We start from the raw sequence: 20,284 nt of genomic DNA on the forward strand, positions 1-20,284 counted from the left end.
GGGGTCTCGAGACGGCAGCGCCTGCGGCGCGGCCTCCTCGACCAGCGCGAGACGACGGAGAGGGGCCGGATCCCCCCAAGGAATCCGGCCCCCGTCTGGTCGCCGTCAGGCGGTCAGCGCATCAGACCCCGTAGTAGAGCTCGAACTCGAACGGGTGCGGGCGCTGCGCCATCGGCAGGATCTCGTTCTCGCGCTTGTACGCGATCCACGTGTCGATGAGGTCCTTCGTGAACACGTTGCCCTCGAGGAGGAACTCGTGGTCCAGCTCGAGCGCGACGAGCGCCTCCTCGAGCGTGCCCGGCACCTGCGGGATGTTCTTGGCCTCCTCGGGCGGCAGCTCGTAGAGGTCCTTGTCGACGGGCTCGTGCGGCTCGATGCGGTTCTTGATGCCGTCGAGGCCCGCCATCATCTGCGCGGCGAAGGCGAGGTACGGGTTGCCCGAGGCGTCGGGGGCGCGGAACTCGATGCGCTTCGCCTTCGGGTTCGAGCCCGTGATCGGGATGCGGATCGCCGCCGAGCGGTTGCCCGCCGAGTAGACGAGGTTGACCGGCGCCTCGAAGCCCTTGACGAGGCGGTGGTACGAGTTGATCGACGGGTTCGTGAACGCGAGCACCGCGGGGGCGTGCGCGAGCAGGCCGCCGATGTACCAGCGAGCGGTGTCGGAGAGGTTGCCGTAGCCGTTCTCGTCGAAGAAGAGCGGCTTGCCGTCGAGCCACAGCGACTGGTGCGTGTGCATGCCCGAGCCGTTGTCGCCGAAGAGGGGCTTCGGCATGAAGGTGGCGGTCTTGCCCCACTCCTCGGCCGTGTTCTTCACGATGTACTTGAAGGCGAGGATCTCGTCCGCGGCCTTGACCATCGTGTTGAAGCGGTAGTTGATCTCCGCCTGGCCGCCCGTGCCGACCTCGTGGTGGCTGCGCTCGATCTCGAGGCCGATGCCGGCGAGCTTGAGGCAGATGTCGTCGCGCAGGTCGGCCTGCTTGTCGACGGGCGAGACGGGGAAGTAGCCGCCCTTGTAGGGGGTCTTGTTGGCGAGGTTGCCGCCCTCCTCGACGCGGCCCGTGTTCCACGCGCCCTCCTCGGAGTCGACGCTGTGGAACGACTGGTTCTGCGTCGTCGAGTAGCGGACGTCGTCGAAGATGTAGAACTCGGCCTCGGGCGCGAAGAACGCGGTGTCGGCGATGCCGGTCGAGGCGAGGTACTGCTCGGCCTTGTGCGCCACCTGGCGAGGGTCGCGGTGGTAGATCTCGCCCGTGCGCGGGTTGTAGATGTCGAAGATCATCACGAGCGTCTTGTGCTCGCGGAACGGGTCGATGTACGCCGTCGTCACGTCGGGGATGAGCTGCATGTCCGACTCGTGGATGCTCGCGAAGCCGCGGATCGACGAGCCGTCGAAGAGCTGCCCGACCGTGAAGAACTCCTCGTCGACGGTCGATGCGGGGATGTTGAAGTGCTGCTGCACGCCCGGCAGGTCCGTGAAGCGGATGTCGAGGAACTTCACCTCCTCGTCCTTGATGTAGGCGAGGACCTCGGAAGAATCCTTGAACATGATGCTCCTGACTGGTTGGGGGTAGGCGGATGCCGTGGCATCGACGCTACGCAGGAGCCGTTGCCCGCCGGTGACGCCGATGTTTCGGCGGTGTTACGTCAGCGGGGGCGACCGGGTCGCACGCGGCGCGGGTCGATGCCCTTCGGGATGGGCAGGTTGACCTGGCCGAGCGACGTGAGGCGGTTGGCGACGGCCATGACCTCGGCGCGCGTGAGCGTGCGCTTCAGCTTGCGCATCGACCGCGTGAGGCGGCGCAGCTCGAGCTCGGAGTCGGGGCCGACCTCCAGCACGTGCACGGGCACGTTCGGCACGATGCGCTTGACCTTGCGCTGCTCCTCGCCGAGCAGGCGCGCGACGCGCTCGCGCGGGCCCTCGGAGATGAGCACGATGCCGGGGCGGCCGACGGCGCGGTAGATCGCGTCCTGCGTCTTCGGGTTCACGGCGACGGGCATCTCGCTCGTCGTCCAGCTGCCGCGGAGGCCGTTCTTCAGCACGGCGCCGACGGCGCCGGGACGGCCCTCGATCTGCGCGAACGCGATCTTCTCGGCCCGCTGCGTCAGCACCATCATCGCGAGCATGAGGCCCACGAGGAGGCCCGAGATGATCCACAGGACGATGAAGAGCACGTCGCTGCCGAGCACGATGGGCAGCACGATCGAGAGCACGATCGGACCGAGGAGCGCGAGCAGCATGAGCGGCAGCGCGGCCTTGTCGTTCCTGCGGGTCATCTGGAAGATGGACCACATCGTCTTGAGCCTGCCCGGCTCCTTCTCGGTCTCGCGTGCCATGGCTCCACGATACCGGGGCGGGAGGTCCGCGCTCTCCACACGGATGGCCGGTTCCGGCACGCGCGGCGGGGCTCGCGGTGCACCATCCCGGCATGGACGACGAGCGCATCACCATCGCCGGGCATCCCCTCGTGCGGCTCCTACGGCGCGACGACGACCGGGAGGCGTGGGTCGCCGCCGACGGCGACGGCGCGGGCGTCGAGCTGCACCGGGCGGCGGCCGGTCGCGATGCGGTGCTCGCCCGCGAGGCGGAGGCCGTCGCGGCGGCCGCGCACCCGCACCTCGTGCCGGTGCTCGACGTCGCGCACGACGGCGGCGCGGTGCTCGTGCGGCCGCTGCTGCCGCGCGACCTGGCGGGTTGGCTCCTGGCGCGCGGCGCGCCGGAGCCGGGGGAGGCCGTGACGGCGCTCGCCCCGATCGCCGCGGCGCTGGCCGCGCTGCACGCCGTCGGCGCGGCGGCGGGCGGCGTCCCGGCGCAGGCGGTTCGCCTCGATGCCGACGGCGCCCCGCTGCTCATGGCGGAGGGCGCGGCGGTGGAGCAGTCGCCGCCGAACCCCGCATGGCTGGAGTCGAGCGCCGCGGTCGCGCGCGACGCAGCGGGCTGGCGGGCCCTCGCCGAGACGCTGCTCGGCGCGGCGGGGGAGACGATGCCGTCCGAGGTCGAGCGCGCGCTGGCGGACCGCGACCTCGCGGCGGCCGGCGCGGCGCTGCTCGCCGCATGGCCGGCGCTGCCGCTCGCGCTCGACGCGCCCCGGGCGGCGGTGGCGCCCCGGCGGCCCGTGGCCGTGCGGCGGCGCGAGCGGCCCGACGGGATGCGCGCGGCGTGGGACGCGGTGGCCGCGGCGCTCGACCGTGCGCTCGGCGGGGCGACGGGTGCCCGCGCTCCGAGCGGCCCGCGGGCTCTCCTGCGCTCGCCGGCGGCGCTGCTGCGCCGGGCCCCCGCCGCGATCCGCGCGGTGCGCCCGCGGTTCTGGCTGGCCGCGGGCGCCGGGGCGGCCGCGCTCGCACTGGCCGGCGGGCTGGCCGCGACGGCGGACGGCTCGAGCGCCGCGGCGCCGCTGGAGCCGACGCCGACGGTCGTGGCCCCCGACGTCACCACTGTCGCCTCGGCCGGGGCGCGGGCGGCGCCGAGCCCGGAGCCGGCGCCGCCGTCGAGCGGCGCGACCGCGGCGGTCGAGGACGATCCGGTCGCGGCGACCGTCGCCCTGCTCGCCGAGCGGGAGACGTGCCTCGACGCGGCCGACGCCGGCTGCCTCGTCGGCCTCCACGACCCCGCGAGCCCGCTCCTCGCGGCCGACGAGCCGTGGCGCATGCCCGCCGACGGCGAGCCGGAGCTCGTGCAGCGGCTCGGCGACGCATGGCTGCTGCGCATCGCCTCCGGAACGGCACCGGCCTCGGTGCTCGTGATGAGCACCGAGGCCGGATGGACCCTGCGGGACGCGTGGGAGGACTAGACCTCGAACTGCCCCGACTCGAGGCGCGCCTTGACCTGCCCGAGGTAGCGGGCGGCGTCGGCGCCGTCGATGATGCGGTGGTCGTACGACAGGGCGAGGTAGACCATCGAGCGGATCGCGATCGAGTCCTGGCCGTCGACCGACACGACCACGGCGCGCTTCACGACCGAGCCGACGCCGAGGATGGCGCGCTGCGGCTGGAAGACGACCGGCGTGTCGAACAGCGCGCCGCGCGAGCCCGTGTTCGTCAGCGTGAACGTGCCGCCGGCGAGCTCGTCCGGGCTCAGCTTGTTGTCGCGGGTGCGCTGCGCGAGGTCGGCGATGTCGGCCGTCAGCTCGCGGATGCTCTTCGAGCCCGCGTCGCGGATGACCGGCGTCAGCAGGCCGCGCTCGGTGTCGACCGCCATCGAGAGGTTCTCGACGTCGGGGTAGGTGATCTGCTCGCCGTCGTCCGTCGAGTTGATGATCGGGTGCGACTTGAGCGCCTCGACCGCCGCCTGCGTGAAGAACGGCAGGAAGGTGAGCTTGTTGCCGGTCTCCTGCTGGAACGACGCCTTCTTCGCCTCGCGGAGCTGCGCGACCTTCGTCACGTCGACCTCCACGACGGTCGTGAGCTGCGCGAGCTGCTGCATCGACTCGACGGCGCGCTTCGCCACCACCTTGCGGAGGCGCGTGAGCGGTGCCTGCGTGCCGCGGAGCTCCGACACCTCGACCTCGACGGGCTTCGCCGACGCGGCGCCCTCGGCGGCCGCGGGCTTCGCCTCGGCCGCGGCGAGCACGTCCTCCTTGCGGATGCGGCCGCCGACACCCGTGCCGGTGAGGCTCGAGAGGTCGACGCCCTGCTCGTTCGCGAGCTTGCGCACGATCGGCGTCACGTACGGCGAGCCGCCGCCCTGCGCGGGCGCGGCCGCCGGCTTCGCGGGAGCCGCTGCCGGCTTCGCGGGCGCGGCCGGAGCCGAGGCGGGCTTCGCGGGGGCCGAGGGCGCGGCTGCCTTCGGGGCCTCCTGCTTCGGGGCTTCCTCCTTCGGCTGCTCGGCCTCGGGGGCCTTCGCGGGCTCGGGCTGCTCGGTCGATGGCTCCGCCGGGGCGGCCTGCGGCGCGGGCGCCGCATCCTGCTCCTGCGCGCTGCTGTCCGACTCGGCGGGCTCGTCGGCCTCGGGGGCGCTGCCGCCCGCCTCGCCGCCGACGCGCGCGATGACCGCGCCGACCTCGATCGTCTCGTCCTCCTGGGCGAGGATCTCGGTGAGCGTGCCGGCGACCGGCGAGGGGACCTCGGTGTCGACCTTGTCGGTCGAGACCTCGACGATGGGCTCGTCGACCGCGACCTCGTCGCCCACGGCCTTCAGCCAGCGGGTGATCGTGCCCTCGGTGACCGACTCGCCGAGCGCGGGGAGCGCGATGTCGGTGCCGCCGCCCGAGGCGGGCTTCGCCTCGGCCTGCGGGGCCTCCTCGGGCGTGGCGCCCGACTGCTCGGTGCCGCCCTGGTCGCCCTGGTCGGCCTCCTGCGAGGGGGAGTCCTGCGCCTCGGCGGCTGCCTCCTCGTCGACCTCCTGGTCGGCCTCGGAGTCGGCGGGCGCGGCCTCGGCGGCCGGGGCCTCCGACGCGTCGTCGCCGCCGGCGGGCGCGTCGCCCGCGTCGCCGACGCGCGCGATGACGGCGCCGACCTCGATGGTGTCGTCCTCGTCGGCGAGGATCTCGGTGAGCGTGCCCGCGACGGGCGACGGCACCTCGGTGTCGACCTTGTCGGTCGAGACCTCGACGATGGGCTCGTCGACGGCGACCTCGTCGCCGACCGCCTTCAGCCAGCGGGTGATCGTGCCCTCGGTGACGCTCTCGCCCAGGGCGGGGAGCTGGATGTCGGTCATTGCGTGTCTCCTGTGGCTTCGATCAGATGGCGTGGAGCGGGGTGCCGGCGAGCTTGAGGTGCGTCTCGCCGATCGACTCGTGCTGCGTCGGGTGCGCGTGGATGAGGTGCGCGACGTCCTCCGGGTAGGCCTCCCAGTTGACGATGAGCTGCGCCTCGCCGATGAGCTCGCCGACGCGGCGGCCGATCATGTGGATGCCGACGACGGGGCCGTCCTTGACGCGCACGGCCTTCACCGAGCCGGTCGTGCCGACGATCTCGCTCTTGGCGTTGCCGCCGAGCGAGTACTCGTACGACTCGATGGCGTCGGCGCCGAACTGCTCCTTGGCCTTGGCCTCGGTGTAGCCCACCGAGGCGACCTCGGGGTCGCAGTAGGTGACCTTGGGGATGTTGACGTCCTCGACCATGCGGGGCTCGAGGCCGGCGATCTGCTCGGCGACGAAGATGCCCTGCTGGTAGCCGCGGTGCGCGAGCTGCAGGCCGGGGACGATGTCGCCGACGGCGTAGACGCCGGGCACCGAGGTCTGGAGGGTCTCGTCGACCGTGACGAAGCCGCGGTCCAGCTGCACGCCGACCTCCTCGTAGCCGAGGCCGGCCGTCGAGGGGCCGCGGCCGACGGCGACGAGCAGCAGGTCGGCGTCGATGGTCTCGCCCGTCTCGAGCGAGACGTGCACGCCCGAGTCGTCCTGCGTGACGCCCGAGAAGCGGGCGCCGAGCTTGAACTGGATGCCGCGCTTCTTGTAGGCGCGCTCGAGCTGCTTCGAGACGGACTCCTCCTCGTTCGGGACGAGGTGGGGGAGGCCCTCGATGATCGTGACCTCGGCGCCGAACGAGCGCCAGACGCTCGCGAACTCGACGCCGATGACGCCGCCGCCGAGCACGGCCACGCGCTCCGGGATCCAGTCGAGCTGCAGGGCCTGCTCGCTCGTGATGACGTTGCCGGTGATCTCGAGGCCGGGGAGCGACTTCGAGAACGAGCCGGTGGCGAGCACGATGCTCTTGCCCGTGAGGGTCTGGTCGCCGACCTGGACGGTCGTGGGCGACGCGAGGCGGCCGTCGCCCTCGACGACGGTGATGCCCTTGTTCTTGATGAGCCCCTGGAGGCCCTTGTACTTCTTCGTGATGATGCCCTCGCGGAAGGCCTTCACGCGCTCGATGTCGATGCCCTTGAGCTCGGCGTCGACGCCGGCCTCGGCCGACTCGCGCACGACGTCCGCGACCTCGCCCGAGTGGAGCATCGCCTTCGTCGGCACGCAGCCGCGGTGCAGGCAGGTGCCGCCGAGCTTGTCCTTCTCGACGATCGCGACGGTCTTGCCGAGCTGCACGGCCCGCAGCGCGACGGCGTAGCCCGCGCTGCCTCCGCCCAGGACGACGATGTCAAAGCTCTGATCGGACACGCACTCGCTCCTTCTGGGTCCCGATGCCGCACGGCTGGGCGCGGCTGTGCACGACGGAGGGCTGCCTGTGCGCAGCCGCGTCTGTGCCAACCCTATCCCGAGCCGTCGGACGCTCCCGGCGCGTTCGCCCAGCGCGTCAGGAGGCGGAGCGCGCGAGCCCGGCCACCACGCGGAGCAGGCCGCGCACCGCGGCGCCCGTCGCGCCGGAGGGCGTGTGGCCGTAGGCGCCGCCCGTGTTCATGGACGGCCCGGCGATGTCGATGTGCGCCCACGGGATGGGCGAGCCGTCGCGCTCGCCCACGAACTCGTTGAGGAACGCGGCCGCGAGCAGCATGCCGCCCGAGCGGTTGCCGACCTTCGCGTTCATGAGGTCGGCGACCTGGCTCTCGAGCATCGGCCGCATCTCCTCGGGGATGGGCATGGGCCAGACGAGCTCGCCGACCTCGGTGCACGCGGCGACGACCTGGTCGACGAAGGCGCCGTCGTTGCCCATGACGCCGGCGACGCGGTCGCCGAGGGCCACGACCTGCGCGCCCGTGAGCGTCGCGACGTCGATGATCGCGTCGGGCTGCGCCTCGGTGGCGAGCACGAGGCCGTCGGCCATGACGAGGCGGCCCTCGGCGTCGGTGTTCGTGACCTCGACGGTGGTGCCGCCGCGGAGGGTGATGACGTCGTCGGGGCGCGTGGAGGTCGACGAGACCATGTTCTCGGCGAGGCAGAGGTGCGCGGTGATGCGGATGGGCAGGTGCAGCGCGGCGGCGGCGACGGCGACGGCGTAGACGGCGGCGGCGCCGGCCATGTCGTACTTCATGTGCTGCATCGAGGCCGCCGGCTTCAGCGAGAGGCCGCCCGAGTCGAAGGTGATGCCCTTGCCGACGAGCACGACGTGCTTCGCGGCGCCCTCGGGGGCGTGCTCGACCGTGACGAGGCGGGGCGGGCGGCTCGAGCCCTGGCCGACGCCGATGAGGCCGCCGAAGCCCTCGCGGCGCAGGCGCTCCTCGTCGCGGACCGTCACCGACAGGCCCGTCGCCTCGGCCTCCGCGACGACGCGGTCGGCGAAGGCGCCGGGGCTGAGGAGGTTCGGCGGCGTGTTCGCGAGGTCGCGGGTCGTCCACACGGCCTGCGCGGCGATCGTCGCCTCGGCGACGACGGACGCGGCGACCTCGGCGTCGCCGGCGACGACGGCGATCTCGCAGAGCGCGAGCGGCTCCTGCTTCTTAGGGCCCTCGTAGCGGTAGGCGCCGAGCGCGGCGCCCTCGAGCACCGCGTGGACGTCGTCGCTCGACGAGACGGGGAGCGCGACGGCGAGCGAGGCGACGTCGCGGAGGCCGCGGACGGCGGCGCCGGCCGCCTCGCGCAGGCGCTGGGGCGTCGAGCGGTCGCCGAGGCCCACGAACGCGATGCGGCGGCCGTCGACGACGGTGCGCACGAGCTGCTCGCGCTTGCCCGTCACGCCCAGCGCCGCGAGCAGCTCGGGGTCGAAGCCCGGCGCCTGCGGCTCGTCGCCGCCGAGCACGCCGTGCACGGTGAGCTCGGCGGTGGCGTCGTCGGTGCTGGGGATGATGGAGAGCGCGGGGATCGGCATGGTGCACGAGGATACCGGCGCTCGGCGATGCCGACGCCCGTCGGCGGACGCCGTGGCGGGCGCCGCTCACTAGGCTGGAGCGGTGATCGAGCCGCGCGACCTGACCATGGACCTGGAGGACCTGGGCACGGTGCCGCGCGGCCTCGACCTCGTCATCGCGATCCACGGCTTCGTCGACGCCGGCCAGGCAGCCGAGGCCGCCGCCGCGGCCGTGCTCGACACGCTGCCGCACCGTCCGGTGGTCGCGTTCGACACCGACCTGCTCATCGACCACCGCTCGCGCCGGCCGCGGATGCTGTTCGACGAGGACCACATCGAGGAGTACCTGCCGCACTCGCTGTCGCTGCTGCTCGTCGAGGACGACGCCGGCGCGCCGTTCCTGCTGCTCACCGGACCCGAGCCCGACTGGCTGTGGGAGCGCTTCACCGACCGGCTGCTCGAGCTCGTCGACGAGCTCGAGGTGGCGTCGACGACGATCATCGCGTCGATCGGCATGCCAGTCCCGCACACGCGCCCGCTCACCACGACGGTCTCCGGCAACCGCGCCGAGCTCATCGAGCAGTACTCGGCGTGGAAGCCCGTCTCTTCGGCGCCCGCGTCGGTGATCCACCGGATCGAGCACCGCCTCCACCTCTCCGCACCGGTCGCGACGTTCACCGTGCTCGTGCCCCACTACATCGGGGAGTCCGGCTCGGCCGGCCCCGCGCTCGCGGCGCTCGAGGGCGTGACGAGCGCGACGGGGCTCGCGTTCCGCACCGAGGAGCTGCGGCAGGCCGACCGCGAGTTCCAGCAGCTCGTCGCGCAGCAGATGGAGACGAACGAGGAGCTCCAGCGCGTCGTGAAGACGCTCGAGGCGCGCTACGACGCGTTCATGGCGCAGTCGTCGGTGCGCTCGCCCCTCACCGACGAGGACGGCTCGCTGCCGAGCGCCGACGAGATCGCGGAGGAGCTGGAGCGGTACCTGCGCGGCCGCCGCAGCGGCGACGGGGACCTGCTGCTGTGAGCGCGCGCCGATGAACAGCGCGCGCTCCTGGGTGGTGTGGGGCGTCGGCGCCCTCGCGTACATCGCCGCGATCCTGCACCGCTCCTCGCTCGGCGTCGCCGTGCCGGACGCCGCGGCCCGCTTCGAGGTGCAGGCGGCCCTGCTCTCGACGCTCGGCGCCGTGCAGCTGGCCGTCTACGCCGTGATGCAGATCCCCGTCGGCGTGCTGCTCGACCGCTACGGCCCGCGCGTGCTCATCGCCTCCGGGGCGGCGATCATGGCCGCCGGCCAGCTGGTCGTCGCGCTCGCGGAGGACCTTCCCGTGGCGGTCGCCGGCCGCGTGCTCGTCGGCCTCGGCGACGCCGCCACCTTCATCTCCGTCATCCGCCTCCAGGCGGGCTGGTTCCGAGGCCCGATCGTCGCGCAGATGTCGCAGTGGACCGCGACGGCCGGCCAGCTCGGCCAGCTGCTCTCGGTCGTGCCGTTCGCCTGGCTGCTGCACCAGGTCGGCTGGACGCTCTCGTTCGGCTCGCTCGCCATCGTCGGCGCGGTCGCGCTCGTGCTCGTGCTCGTGCTCGTCTTCGACTCCCCGAAGGGCGAGCCGCCGCTCGCCACGGGGTCGATCGAGCTGCCGCAGGGCTGGTGGCCGCGGCTGCTCTCGACGCTCCGCCGGCCGGGCACGCAGCTCGGCCTCTGGACGCACTTCGCGCTGCTCGCGACGCCGAACATGTTCATGCTGTTCTGGGGCTACCCGATGCTCGTCGACGGGCTCGGGTACGAGCGCACGGCGGCGGCGGGGCTCCTCTCGATCACGGTCGTGACGGGCATGGTCGTGGGCCCGATCATCGGCATCGCCACCGCGCGCTTCCCGCTCCGGCGGTCGAACCTCGTGCTCGCGATCGTCGGCCTCCTCGTCGTCACCTGGGCGCTCGTGGTCGGCTGGCCGGAGCGGCCGCCTGCCTGGTTGCTCGTGGTGCTCGTCGTGGTGCTCGGCATCGCCGGGCCCGGGTCGACGGTCGGCTTCGACTTCGCCCGCACCTTCAACCCGCTCCGCACCCTGGGCGCCGCGAACGGCGTCGTCAACGTCGGCGGCTTCGCCGCGAGCTTCGCGATGATGCCCGTCGTCGGCCTCGTGCTCGACCTCGTGCACCACGCGCGGCTCGACGCGGGGGAGGAAGCGGCGCTCTACGACTGGGCGGGCTTCCGGATCGCGCTGTGCGTGCAGTTCGTGGTGCTCGTGCTCGGCGCCGTGATGATCCTGCGCGCGCGTCGCCGCACCCGCCTCCAGCTCCGCGAGGAGGAGGGCATCGAGGTCGGGCCGGTGTGGCGCGCGATCGCCCGCTGGCTGCGGGATCGCCGCGCCTGAGCCCGTCCCGGCCGGCCATCGCGGGGCCGTCGCGGCCCCTTCGGGGACACGCGGGAATGCCTATGCCACACCTGGCGCTATACTGTCAAGACCGACCCAGTCGAGACCGCGCTCCGGCGCAGGACTTGACATGGGTCATTCGACTGCCCCGAGATCGACCGCCCGCGCTCGATCAGCCCGCGAGGCCCGCCCCGCAGGCGCCCGCACCGACCGGAGGACCCATGCCAGCCAAGGAGACCACCACCGCGACGCGCCGTACGAAGGCGGAGGCCGCGGAGGCCGCCACGACGAGCGCGGCGAAGGAGCCCGCCGCCAAGGCGGCGCCGAAGACGGCGGCCAAGACGACGACGAAGGCCGCGGCCGCGAAGACGACGACCGGCAAGGCCGCCGCCACGAAGACCGCCGCGACCAAGACCACGGCGACGAAGGCGAAGACGACGCGCGCGAAGGCCGCGACGGCCGATGGTGCCACCGCGGCCCCGAAGGCGCGCGGCGGCCGCAAGAAGGCCGCCGACCCCGTCGACGAGGTGCAGGCCGAGGAGGCCGCCGCCGCCGAGGCCCCCGAGGAGGAGGCGCCCGAGGAGGACGAGAAGGTCCACGTCGAGAAGCTCCCGACCGGCGCGCTGCGCCTCTCGGGCGACGACGACGAGCCCGCCGCCACGCAGATCACGGGTGCCACGGCCGACCCGGTCAAGGACTACCTGAAGCAGATCGGCAAGGTCGCGCTCCTCAACGCCGAGCAGGAGGTCGACCTCGCCATGCGCATCGAGGCGGGCCTGTTCGCCGAGGAGCGCCTCTCGCTCGAGGGCGACGACCTCGACTGGCAGCTCAAGCGCGACCTCACCCGCATCGCCCGCGACGGCCAGCGCGCGAAGTCGCACCTGCTGGGCGCGAACCTCCGCCTCGTCGTCTCGCTCGCCAAGCGCTACACGGGCCGCGGCATGCAGTTCCTGGACCTCATCCAGGAGGGCAACCTCGGCCTCATCCGCGCCGTCGAGAAGTTCGACTACACCAAGGGCTTCAAGTTCTCGACCTACGCGACGTGGTGGATCCGCCAGGCCATCACCCGCGCCATGGCCGACCAGGCCCGCACCATCCGCATCCCCGTGCACATGGTCGAGGTCATCAACAAGCTCGCCCGCGTGCAGCGCCAGATGCTCCAGGACCTGGGCCGCGAGCCCACGCCCGAGGAGCTGGCCCGCGAGCTCGACATGACCCCCGAGAAGGTCATCGAGGTGCAGAAGTACGGCCGCGAGCCCATCTCGCTGCACACGCCCCTCGGCGAGGACGGCGACAGCGAGTTCGGCGACCTCATCGAGGACACCGAGGCGGTCGTGCCGGCCGACGCGGTGGGCTTCACGATGCTGCAGCGCCAGCTCGAGTCGCTCCTCGACTCGCTCTCGGAGCGCGAGGCGGGCGTGATCCGCATGCGCTTCGGCCTCGGCGACGGCATGCCGAAGACGCTCGACCAGATCGGCGACACCTTCGGCGTGACGCGCGAGCGCATCCGCCAGATCGAGTCGAAGACGATGGCGAAGCTGCGCCACCCGTCGCGGTCGCAGCAGCTGCGCGACTACCTGGAGTGATCCGCACGATCCGTGCGCGTCACGGAGCGTCACGAGGCCGTCGGGAATCTCCCGGCGGCCTCGCCGCGTTCTAGGATGGGTCGATACCCCCGAGAAGGAGTGCTCATGCCTCGCCCCCGCACCATCGTGTCCCGGCTCGCCCCCGCCGCGGCCGTCGCCGCTGCCGCCGTCGCCCTCGCCGGCTGCTCGTCGGGCGGCGCCGACCCCGCCGCGACCGAGACCGCCTCGGGCGGCGTGACGCTCGAGCAGGTGCAGGAGGCCGGCACGCTCGTCGTGGGCACCGAGGGCACCTACTCGCCGTTCTCGTTCCACCAGGACGGCGCGGGCGAGCTCACCGGCTACGACGTCGAGATCATCACGGCGGTCGCCGGGGAGCTCGGCGTCGAGGTCGAGTTCCAGGAGACGCAGTGGGACGCGCTGTTCGCCGCGCTCGACTCCGGCCGCATCGACGTCATCGCCAACCAGGTCTCGATCACGCCCGAGCGCCTCGAGCGCTACGAGTTCTCGGAGCCGTACACGTACTCGCCCGGCGTGCTCGTGGTCGCCGAGGACAGCGACATCCAGTCGTTCGACGACCTCTCGGGCCGCGTGAGCGCGCAGTCGCTCACGAGCAACTGGGCCGAGGTCGCCACCGAGGCCGGCGCGCAGGTCGAGGAGGTCGAGGGCTTCGCCCAGGCCGCCGAGCTGCTGCGCGCGGGCCGCGTCGACGCGACCGTCAACGACCGCCTCACGTTCCTCGACTACGAGACCGCGCAGGGCGGCGAGACCGGCCTCCGCGTCGCGGCCGAGACCGACGACACGAGCGAGAACGCCTTCGCGTTCCGCGCCGGCAGCGAGACGCTCGTCGCCGCGATCGACGAGGCGCTCGCCTCGCTCGCGGCCGACGGCACGCTCGCCGAGATCTCGGCGACGTACTTCGGCGAGGACGTCTCGCAGCCGTGACGAGCGCCATCCACGACGCGGCCCGGGCAGCTGCCCGGGCCGCGTCGGCGTCCGCCCCAGGCGCGAGCGCGTAGGGTCGCTCCGTGGACTGGGAGCTGATCGGATCGTCGATCGGGCCGATCGTGCTCGGCGCGATCCAGGGCACGATCCCGCTGACGGCCGCGTCGTTCGCGCTCGGCCTCACGATCGCCGTGCTGCTCGCGCTCGCCCGCATCTCGGGCGTCGCCGTGCTCTCGGCGGTCGCCCGCGCCTACATCTCGATCATCCGCGGCACGCCGCTGCTCGTGCAGCTGTTCGTGATCTTCTACGGCATGCCGCAGCTGGGCATCACGCTCGACCCGTGGCCGAGCGCGATCATCGTGCTGTCGATGAACGTGGGCGGCTACGCGGCCGAGATCATCCGCGCGGCGATCCTGTCGATCCCGCGCGGGCAGTGGGAGGCCGCGGCCATGATCGGCATGCCGCGGGGCCAGGCGCTGCTGCGGATCGTGCTGCCGCAGGCGGCGCGCGTCTCGGTGCCGCCGCTGTCGAACACGCTCATCTCGCTCGTCAAGGACTCGTCGCTCTGCTCGCTCATCCTCGTGACCGAGCTGTTCCGCGTCGCGCAGCGCATCGCGGCGCCGAGCGGCGAGTTCCTGCTGCTCTACGCCATCGCGGGCGCCATCTACTGGGTCATCTGCCTCGTGCTCGCGTTCGGCCAGGACCGCCTCGAGGGGAGGCTCGACCGCTATGCCGTCTGACCAGCCCGTCCCGCCCGCCGACGGCCTCCTGCTGTCGGCCCGCGGCCTCCACAAGTCGTTCGGCGACAACCACGTGCTGCGCGGCGTCGACCTCGACATCGCGCCCGGCACCGTGCATGCGCTGATCGGGCCCTCCGGCTCCGGCAAGACGACGGTCCTCCGCTCGCTCAACGGCCTCGAGACGCCCGACGCCGGCACGCTCCGCATCGGCGACCTCTCGCTCGACTTCGACCGCGCCATCGGCCGTCGGGAGCGCGCGGCGCTGCACCGCGCGTCCGCGATGGTCTTCCAGCAGCACCAGCTCTTCCCGCACCTCACCGTGCTCGGCAACGCGACGATCGGCCCCATCCGCGTGCAGGGCCGGTCGCGCGACGAGGCGACCGAGGCCGCGCTCGCGCTGCTCGACCGCGTGGGCCTCCGCGAGAAGGCCGACGCCTACCCCTCGTCGCTCTCGGGCGGCCAGCAGCAGCGCGTCGGCATCGTGCGCGCGCTCGCGCTCCAGCCGTCGATGCTGCTCTTCGACGAGCCGACGTCCTCGCTCGACCCGGAGCTCGTCGGCGAGGTGCTCGCCGTCATGAGCGAGCTCGCCTCGGAGGGATGGACGATGGCCGTCGTCACGCACGAGCTCGGCTTCGCGCACGAGGTCGCCGATCGGGTGTCGTTCTTCGACGGCGGCGTCGTCGTCGAGCAGGGGAGCCCGGAGCAGGTGTTCGAGGCGCCGCAGCACGAGCGCACGCAGCGGTTCCTCCAGCGCATGCGCGGGCCGTTCGGCGGCTGACCCCGCCACGCGCAGACGCCCGCCACGCGACGAGGCCCGCCCCGGATGGGGGCGGGCCTCGTGAGCGTCAGGGGGAGACGGGCTCAGCGCTCGTGGAGCTTCGCCGTCTCGTCGTGCCACACGGTGGCGACGGGCTCGAGCGCCTCGCGGTGCTTGGCGGCGTGGTGCGCGCAGAAGAGCAGCGTGCCGCTCGACATGGTCGCGCGGACGTACGCCTGGGCACCGCAGCTGTCGCAGCGGTCGAGACCGGTGAGCGGGGCTCGCGCCTCGTCCACCTCGAGCGTCGGGGTCTGGATGTCGTTCACAGGGCCCTCCTCTGATTCGTCCTGGCCACCAGTCTCCCATGCGCGTGGGCCGCAGACCCGCAAGGTCGGCCTCGGTTCGCCAGCGGCAGAACGCGCGCGCAGGCGCAGGACGATCCGCGCGCCCTGCCGGTGGGAGGTGCCGGGCGGCCGTAGGCTGGCCTGCGGCGTGCCGCACCGGCGCGGGCCGGCCCTGGGCCGGTCCCCGGACGGAGCGCCGGCAGGAGGCGCGCACGGCGCGCAGGAGAGGGGACCGATGGCATCCGCGGCATCCGACTACTCGGCGAGGCACCTGACGGTCCTCGAGGGCCTCGAGGCCGTGCGCAAGCGCCCCGGCATGTACATCGGCTCGACCGACTCGCGCGGCCTCATGCACTGCCTCTGGGAGATCATCGACAACTCCGTCGACGAGGCGCTCGCCGGCCACGGCCGCGAGATCTCGGTGATCCTGCACGCCGACAGCTCGGTCGAGGTGCGCGACCGCGCCCGCGGCCTGCCCATCGACGTCGAGCCCCGCACGGGCCTCACGGGCGTCGAGGTGATCTTCACGAAGCTGCACGCGGGCGGCAAGTTCGGCGGCGGCGCCTACGGCTCGTCCGGTGGCCTGCACGGCGTCGGCGCGTCGGTCGTCAACGCCCTGTCGGAGCGCCTCGACGTCGAGGTCGACCGCGACGGGGCCACCTGGGCGATGAGCTTCCACCGCGGGGAGCCGGGCGAGTTCCTCGACGCCGACGGGCCGGACCCGAAGGCTACGTTCGTGCCGTTCACGGATGCGTCGCGGCTGCGCAAGGTCGGGCGTGTCGCGAAGGCGACGACCGGCACGCGCGTGCGCTACTGGGCCGATCCGCAGATCTTCACGAAGGACGCAGCGTTCCTCGCCGACGAGCTCGCGCGCCGCGCCCGCCAGACCGCGTTCCTCGTGCCGGGCCTCGGGATCGAGATCGTCGACGAGCGCGGCGAGGAGCGGACCGTCCAGGAGTTCCGCTACGAGGGCGGCATCTCGGAGTTCGTCGAGTACCTGGCGCCCGACGCGGGCATCACCGGCACGTGGCGCCTGACGGGTGAGGGCGGCTTCTCGGAGACCATCCCGGTGCTCGACGAGCAGGGCCACATGGTGAGCCGCGAGGTGGAGCGCACGTGCGAGGTCGACGTGGCGCTGCGCTGGGGCACCGGCTACGACACGACGGTGCAGACGTTCGTGAACATCATCGCGACGCCCAAGGGCGGCACCCACCTCGCGGGCTTCGAGGCCGCGCTCGTCAAGCTCATCCGCGACCAGGTGGCGGCGAACGCCCGCAAGCTCAAGGCCGGCAGCGACCGCATCGAGAAGGACGACCTCATGGCGGGCCTCACCGCCGTCGTCACGGTGCGCCTGCCTGAGCCGCAGTTCGAGGGCCAGACGAAGGAGGTGCTCGGCACGCCCGCCGTGCGCCAGATCGTCTCGCAGGTGATCGCGCGCGAGCTCGGCGCGATCCTCACCTCCACGAAGCGCGACGAGAAGGCGCAGTCGGCGCTGCTGCTCGAGAAGGTCGTGAGCGAGATGAAGGCGCGCATCTCGGCGCGCTCGCTCAAGGAGACCGCGCGGCGGAAGTCGGCGCTCGAGTCGTCGTCGCTGCCGACGAAGCTCGTCGACTGCCGCTCGAACGACGTCGCGCAGACCGAGCTCTTCATCGTCGAGGGCGACAGCGCGCTCGGGACCGCGAAGCCGGCGCGCGACAGCGAGTTCCAGGCGATCTTGCCCATCCGCGGCAAGATCCTCAACGTGCAGAAGGCCTCGATGGCCGACATGCTCGGCAACGCCGAGTGCGCCGCGATCATCCAGTCGGTCGGCGCGGGCTCCGGTCGCACCTTCGACCTCTCGGCCGCGCGCTACGGCAAGGTCATCCTGCTCTCGGACGCCGACGTCGACGGTGCGCACATCCGCACGCTGCTGCTGACGCTCTTCTACCGCTACATGCGACCGCTCATCGAGGACGGCCGCGTGTTCGCCGCCGTGCCGCCGCTGCACCGCATCCAGGTGAAGCACCGCGGCAAGCCCGACGAGTTCGTCTACACGTACAGCGACCGCGAGCTGCACGGCGTGCTCGCGCGGCTGAAGAAGGCCGGCAAGACCTGGGTCGAGCCGCCCCAGCGCTACAAGGGCCTCGGCGAGATGGACGCCGACCAGCTGGCCGAGACGACCATGGATCGCGCGCGCCGCACGCTGCGCCGCGTGACCATCGGCGACGCCGAGCGGTCGAGCTCGGTGTTCGAGCTGCTCATGGGCAACGAGGTCGCCCCGCGCCGCGAGTTCATCGTCACCTCGCAGCCCGACCGCGAGCGCATCGACGTCTGACCCGGTGCGCCGGCGCTGCCGGCGGTGCGACCGAGCGGTCGCTCCCGCCCGCGCGAGCCGCTGAGCGGTCGCGGGCGGTCGTCCGCCGGCCGTCGCGCCCGCCGTTCGTGACCGCTCGATGGCCGCTCGCGGCACGAGCGACCGTTCGAGCAGGGCGCCGGAGCTCAGCTGCCCAGGCGGCTGCCGATCGCGCCGATGGCGCCGTCGATTGCGACGCCCGAGCCCGTGCGCGGCGCGCCGCCGGGCGGCAGCTGGCGTTGCGAGCCGTCGGCGCCGACCGCCAGGGGAGCGGCGCCGGCCCAGGCGAGCGCGATGCCCACCTCGCCCTTGAGCAGCCGGTGCGCGGCGACGCCGCCCGTGCCGCGGCCCTTGGCGGGGAACTCCTCGAGCGCCGACACCTTCACGCGCGGCTCGTCGAGGCCCGCGAGCGTCTCGGCGGTCTCGGTGACGGTGACGACCTCCGCCTCCTCGCCGACGACGCCGGCGAAGCGGACGGCGGCGCCGCCCTTGAGGCCGATGCCCTTCATGCCGCCCGCCCCGGGGCCCTGCGGGTTGACCGCGGATGCCTGGAAGCGCAGCAGCTGCGCGTCGGAGGTGATGAGCACGATCCAGTCGTCGTCGGGTGCAGGGGCGAGGCCCACGACGCGGTCGCCGGCCTTGAGCGCGATGAGCGACTCTCCCTCGCGGTCGCGGAGCTCCGCCGGCTTCACGCGCTTCACGACGCCCTGGGCGGTCGCGACGAGCCACGGCGACTCGTCGGCGACGTCGACGATGCCGACGACCTCCTCGCCGCGGCCGAGCTGCACGAGGTCCTTGAGCTTGAGGCCGGCGGTGAGCCCGATCGACGCCGGCGGCACCGAGGGCAGGTCGAGCGGCGTGAGGCGGTGCACGACGCCCGACGACGACACGAGCCCGTAGGCGCCTCGGGTCGTCGTGCGGATGGCGCCGCGGATGGCGTCGTGGCGGCTGCGGCGCGTGGGGACGGGGATGGGCTCCTCGCCGTCGACGCGCACGAGGCGGCCGGTGGCCGAGAGGATCACGGTCGTCGGCGCGTCCGCGACCTCCGCCTGCACGGCCGCGGCCTTGCCGCGGGTCGGGGTGGCGCCGCCCTCGGTGAGCGCGGTGCGGCGCGGGGTGCCGAAGCGCTCCGCGACCTCGTCGAGCTCGTGCGCGACGAGGTCGTGCAGCACCTGCTCGGAGCCGAGGATGCGCTCGAGCTCGGCGATCTCGGCGCGCAGCTCGTCGGCCTCCGCCTCGAGCTCGACGCGCGAGAACTTCGTGAGGCGCCGCAGGCGCAGCTCGAGGATGTACTCGGCCTGCGGCTCGGAGAGGTCGAACACGTCGCGCAGGCGCGTGCGGGCCTGCTCGGCGTCGTCGCTCGAGCGGATGAGCTGGATGACCTCGTCGATGTCGAGGATCGCGATGAGGAGGCCCTCGACGAGGTGCAGGCGCTCCTGCTTGCGGGCGAGGCGGAACGCGGTGCGGCGACGCACGACGCCGACGCGGTGGTCGAGGTAGACCCGCAGCAGGTCCTTGAGGCCCAGGGTCTCCGGCACACCCTTGACGAGCGCGACGGCGTTGATCGAGAAGCCGTCCTCGAGGGGCGTGTAGCGGTAGAGCAGCTGCAGCACGGCCTCGGGGTCGAAGCCCGTCTTCACGGGGATGACGAGGCGGAGGCCGTGCTTGCGGTCGGTGAGGTCCTGGACATCGGCGATGCCCTGCAGCTTCTTCGCCTGCACGCCGTCCTTGATCTTCTCGATGACCCGCTCGGGGCCGACGAGGTACGGCAGCTCGGTGATGACGATCTGCGTCTTGCGGCCCTGCCGCTCGATCGACGCTCGGGCGCGGGTGCGGAACGAGCCGCGGCCCGTCTCGTACGCGTCGCGGATGCCGTCGAGGCCGGCGATGATGCCGCCGCCGGGGAGGTCCGGCCCGGGCACGTGCCGCATGAGGTCGGCCGTCGTCGCCTGCGGATGCGCGAGCAGGTGCTTCGCGGCCTGCACGACCTCCACGAGGTTGTGCGGCGCCATGTTCGTGGCCATGCCGACCGCGATGCCGGCGGCGCCGTTGACGAGCAGGCTCGGGTACGAGGCCGGCAGCACGTCGGGCTGCTGGAACTGGTTGTCGTAGTTGGGGACGAAGTCGACGACGTCCTCGTCGAGGCCCTCCGTGAGCGACAGGCCCGCGGCGGCCAGGCGCGCCTCCGTGTAGCGGGGCGCGGCGGGGCCGTCGTCGAGCGAGCCGAAGTTGCCGTGCCCGTCGACGAGCGGCAGGCGCAGCGTGAAGTCCTGCGCGAGGCGCACGAGCGCCTCGTAGATCGCGGAGTCGCCGTGCGGGTGCAGCTTGCCCATCACCTCGCCGACGACGCGCGCGCACTTCACGTGCCCGCGGTCGGGGCGCAGGCCCATCTCGGCCATCTGGAAGAGGATGCGGCGCTGCACGGGCTTCAGGCCGTCGCGGGCGTCGGGGAGCGCGCGGGCGTAGATGACGGAGTACGCGTACTCGAGGAACGAGTCCTGCATCTCGCTCGCGAGATCGATGTCGTCGATCCGCTCGAGGTCCTCGGCGGTGCTGTCGATGGGGGGCGTGGCGTTCATGGGCTCTCGCAACGCTACCGAC

Annotated in this window: 15 protein-coding genes; 8 read left to right on the plus strand and 7 right to left on the minus strand. The window is 72.9% G+C overall.

What is annotated here, in order from left to right; translation table 11 throughout:
• Positions 1–121: 121 nt before the first annotated feature.
• Positions 122–1,546 carry a type I glutamate--ammonia ligase gene (glnA, locus tag IEW90_RS06890; RefSeq protein WP_188717384.1) on the minus strand — a complete coding sequence of 475 codons (1,425 nt, stop codon included), beginning with the start codon at positions 1,544–1,546 and terminating at the stop codon, positions 122–124.
• A gap of 98 nt (positions 1,547–1,644) precedes the next feature.
• Complete coding sequence (locus IEW90_RS06895) at positions 1,645–2,334, minus strand: DUF4191 domain-containing protein (RefSeq protein ID WP_188717386.1); 690 nt, start codon at positions 2,332–2,334, stop codon at positions 1,645–1,647.
• Between the two features lie 92 nt (positions 2,335–2,426).
• Here IEW90_RS06895 and IEW90_RS06900 point away from each other — a divergent pair, with 92 nt between their 5' ends.
• On the plus strand, positions 2,427–3,788 hold the full coding sequence (locus tag IEW90_RS06900; protein ID WP_188717388.1) for a hypothetical protein: 1,362 nt from the start codon (positions 2,427–2,429) through the stop codon (positions 3,786–3,788).
• Here IEW90_RS06900 and sucB read toward each other — a convergent pair.
• The 3 genes from sucB to IEW90_RS06915 all read right to left on the minus strand — a co-directional run bounded on the left by sucB (position 3,785) and on the right by IEW90_RS06915 (position 8,634).
• Entirely contained in the window at positions 3,785–5,653 is a 1,869-nt protein-coding gene (sucB, locus tag IEW90_RS06905; RefSeq protein WP_188717390.1) for a 2-oxoglutarate dehydrogenase, E2 component, dihydrolipoamide succinyltransferase, read from the minus strand. The two genes, IEW90_RS06900 and sucB, sit on opposite strands and share 4 nt — an antisense overlap.
• A gap of 22 nt (positions 5,654–5,675) precedes the next feature.
• Complete coding sequence (lpdA, locus tag IEW90_RS06910) at positions 5,676–7,049, minus strand: dihydrolipoyl dehydrogenase (RefSeq protein ID WP_188717392.1); 1,374 nt, start codon at positions 7,047–7,049, stop codon at positions 5,676–5,678.
• A 136-nt stretch (positions 7,050–7,185) separates the two neighbouring features.
• Positions 7,186–8,634 carry a leucyl aminopeptidase gene (locus tag IEW90_RS06915; protein ID WP_188717394.1) on the minus strand — a complete coding sequence of 483 codons (1,449 nt, stop codon included), beginning with the start codon at positions 8,632–8,634 and terminating at the stop codon, positions 7,186–7,188.
• Positions 8,635–8,716: 82 nt separating this feature from the next.
• Between IEW90_RS06915 and IEW90_RS06920 the strand changes: the two genes are divergently transcribed.
• The 6 genes from IEW90_RS06920 (at position 8,717) to IEW90_RS06945 (ending at position 15,028) form a co-directional block, all read left to right on the plus strand.
• Positions 8,717–9,637, plus strand: a complete 921-nt coding sequence (locus IEW90_RS06920) for a PAC2 family protein (protein ID WP_229679530.1) — start codon at positions 8,717–8,719, stop codon at positions 9,635–9,637.
• Between the two features lie 10 nt (positions 9,638–9,647).
• On the plus strand, positions 9,648–10,982 hold the full coding sequence (locus tag IEW90_RS06925; protein WP_188717396.1) for an MFS transporter: 1,335 nt from the start codon (positions 9,648–9,650) through the stop codon (positions 10,980–10,982).
• 221 nt (positions 10,983–11,203) lie between these two features.
• Complete coding sequence (locus tag IEW90_RS06930; RefSeq protein WP_188717398.1) at positions 11,204–12,568, plus strand: RNA polymerase sigma factor; 1,365 nt, start codon at positions 11,204–11,206, stop codon at positions 12,566–12,568.
• Between the two features lie 105 nt (positions 12,569–12,673).
• Positions 12,674–13,510, plus strand: coding sequence for an amino acid ABC transporter substrate-binding protein (locus IEW90_RS06935; protein WP_188717401.1), 837 nt, complete (start codon positions 12,674–12,676; stop codon positions 13,508–13,510).
• Positions 13,511–13,593: 83 nt separating this feature from the next.
• Positions 13,594–14,250, plus strand: coding sequence for an amino acid ABC transporter permease (locus tag IEW90_RS06940; protein ID WP_188717403.1), 657 nt, complete (start codon positions 13,594–13,596; stop codon positions 14,248–14,250).
• On the plus strand, positions 14,240–15,028 hold the full coding sequence (locus tag IEW90_RS06945) for an amino acid ABC transporter ATP-binding protein (RefSeq protein ID WP_308421867.1): 789 nt from the start codon (positions 14,240–14,242) through the stop codon (positions 15,026–15,028). Before IEW90_RS06940 ends, IEW90_RS06945 begins: the two co-directional genes overlap by 11 nt.
• Positions 15,029–15,111: 83 nt before the next feature.
• Here the strand turns inward: IEW90_RS06945 and IEW90_RS06950 are convergent, their stop codons facing one another.
• The gene (locus IEW90_RS06950) at positions 15,112–15,333 is read right to left on the minus strand and encodes a DUF7455 domain-containing protein (RefSeq protein ID WP_373284731.1); all 222 of its coding nucleotides are present in this window, start codon (positions 15,331–15,333) and stop codon (positions 15,112–15,114) included.
• A gap of 253 nt (positions 15,334–15,586) precedes the next feature.
• On the opposite strand from IEW90_RS06950, the gene IEW90_RS06955 reads away from it, so the two are divergent.
• Positions 15,587–17,665 (plus strand): DNA gyrase/topoisomerase IV subunit B, encoded by a 2,079-nt coding sequence (locus tag IEW90_RS06955; protein ID WP_188717406.1) that lies wholly within the window; start codon positions 15,587–15,589, stop codon positions 17,663–17,665.
• A 164-nt stretch (positions 17,666–17,829) separates the two neighbouring features.
• Here IEW90_RS06955 and IEW90_RS06960 read toward each other — a convergent pair whose 3' ends face one another.
• Positions 17,830–20,262, minus strand: a complete 2,433-nt coding sequence (locus tag IEW90_RS06960) for a DNA gyrase/topoisomerase IV subunit A (protein WP_188717408.1) — start codon at positions 20,260–20,262, stop codon at positions 17,830–17,832.
• Positions 20,263–20,284 lie beyond the last annotated feature (22 nt).

This window comes from Agrococcus terreus (assembly GCF_014645235.1).
GTDB lineage: Bacteria > Actinomycetota > Actinomycetes > Actinomycetales > Microbacteriaceae > Agrococcus > Agrococcus terreus.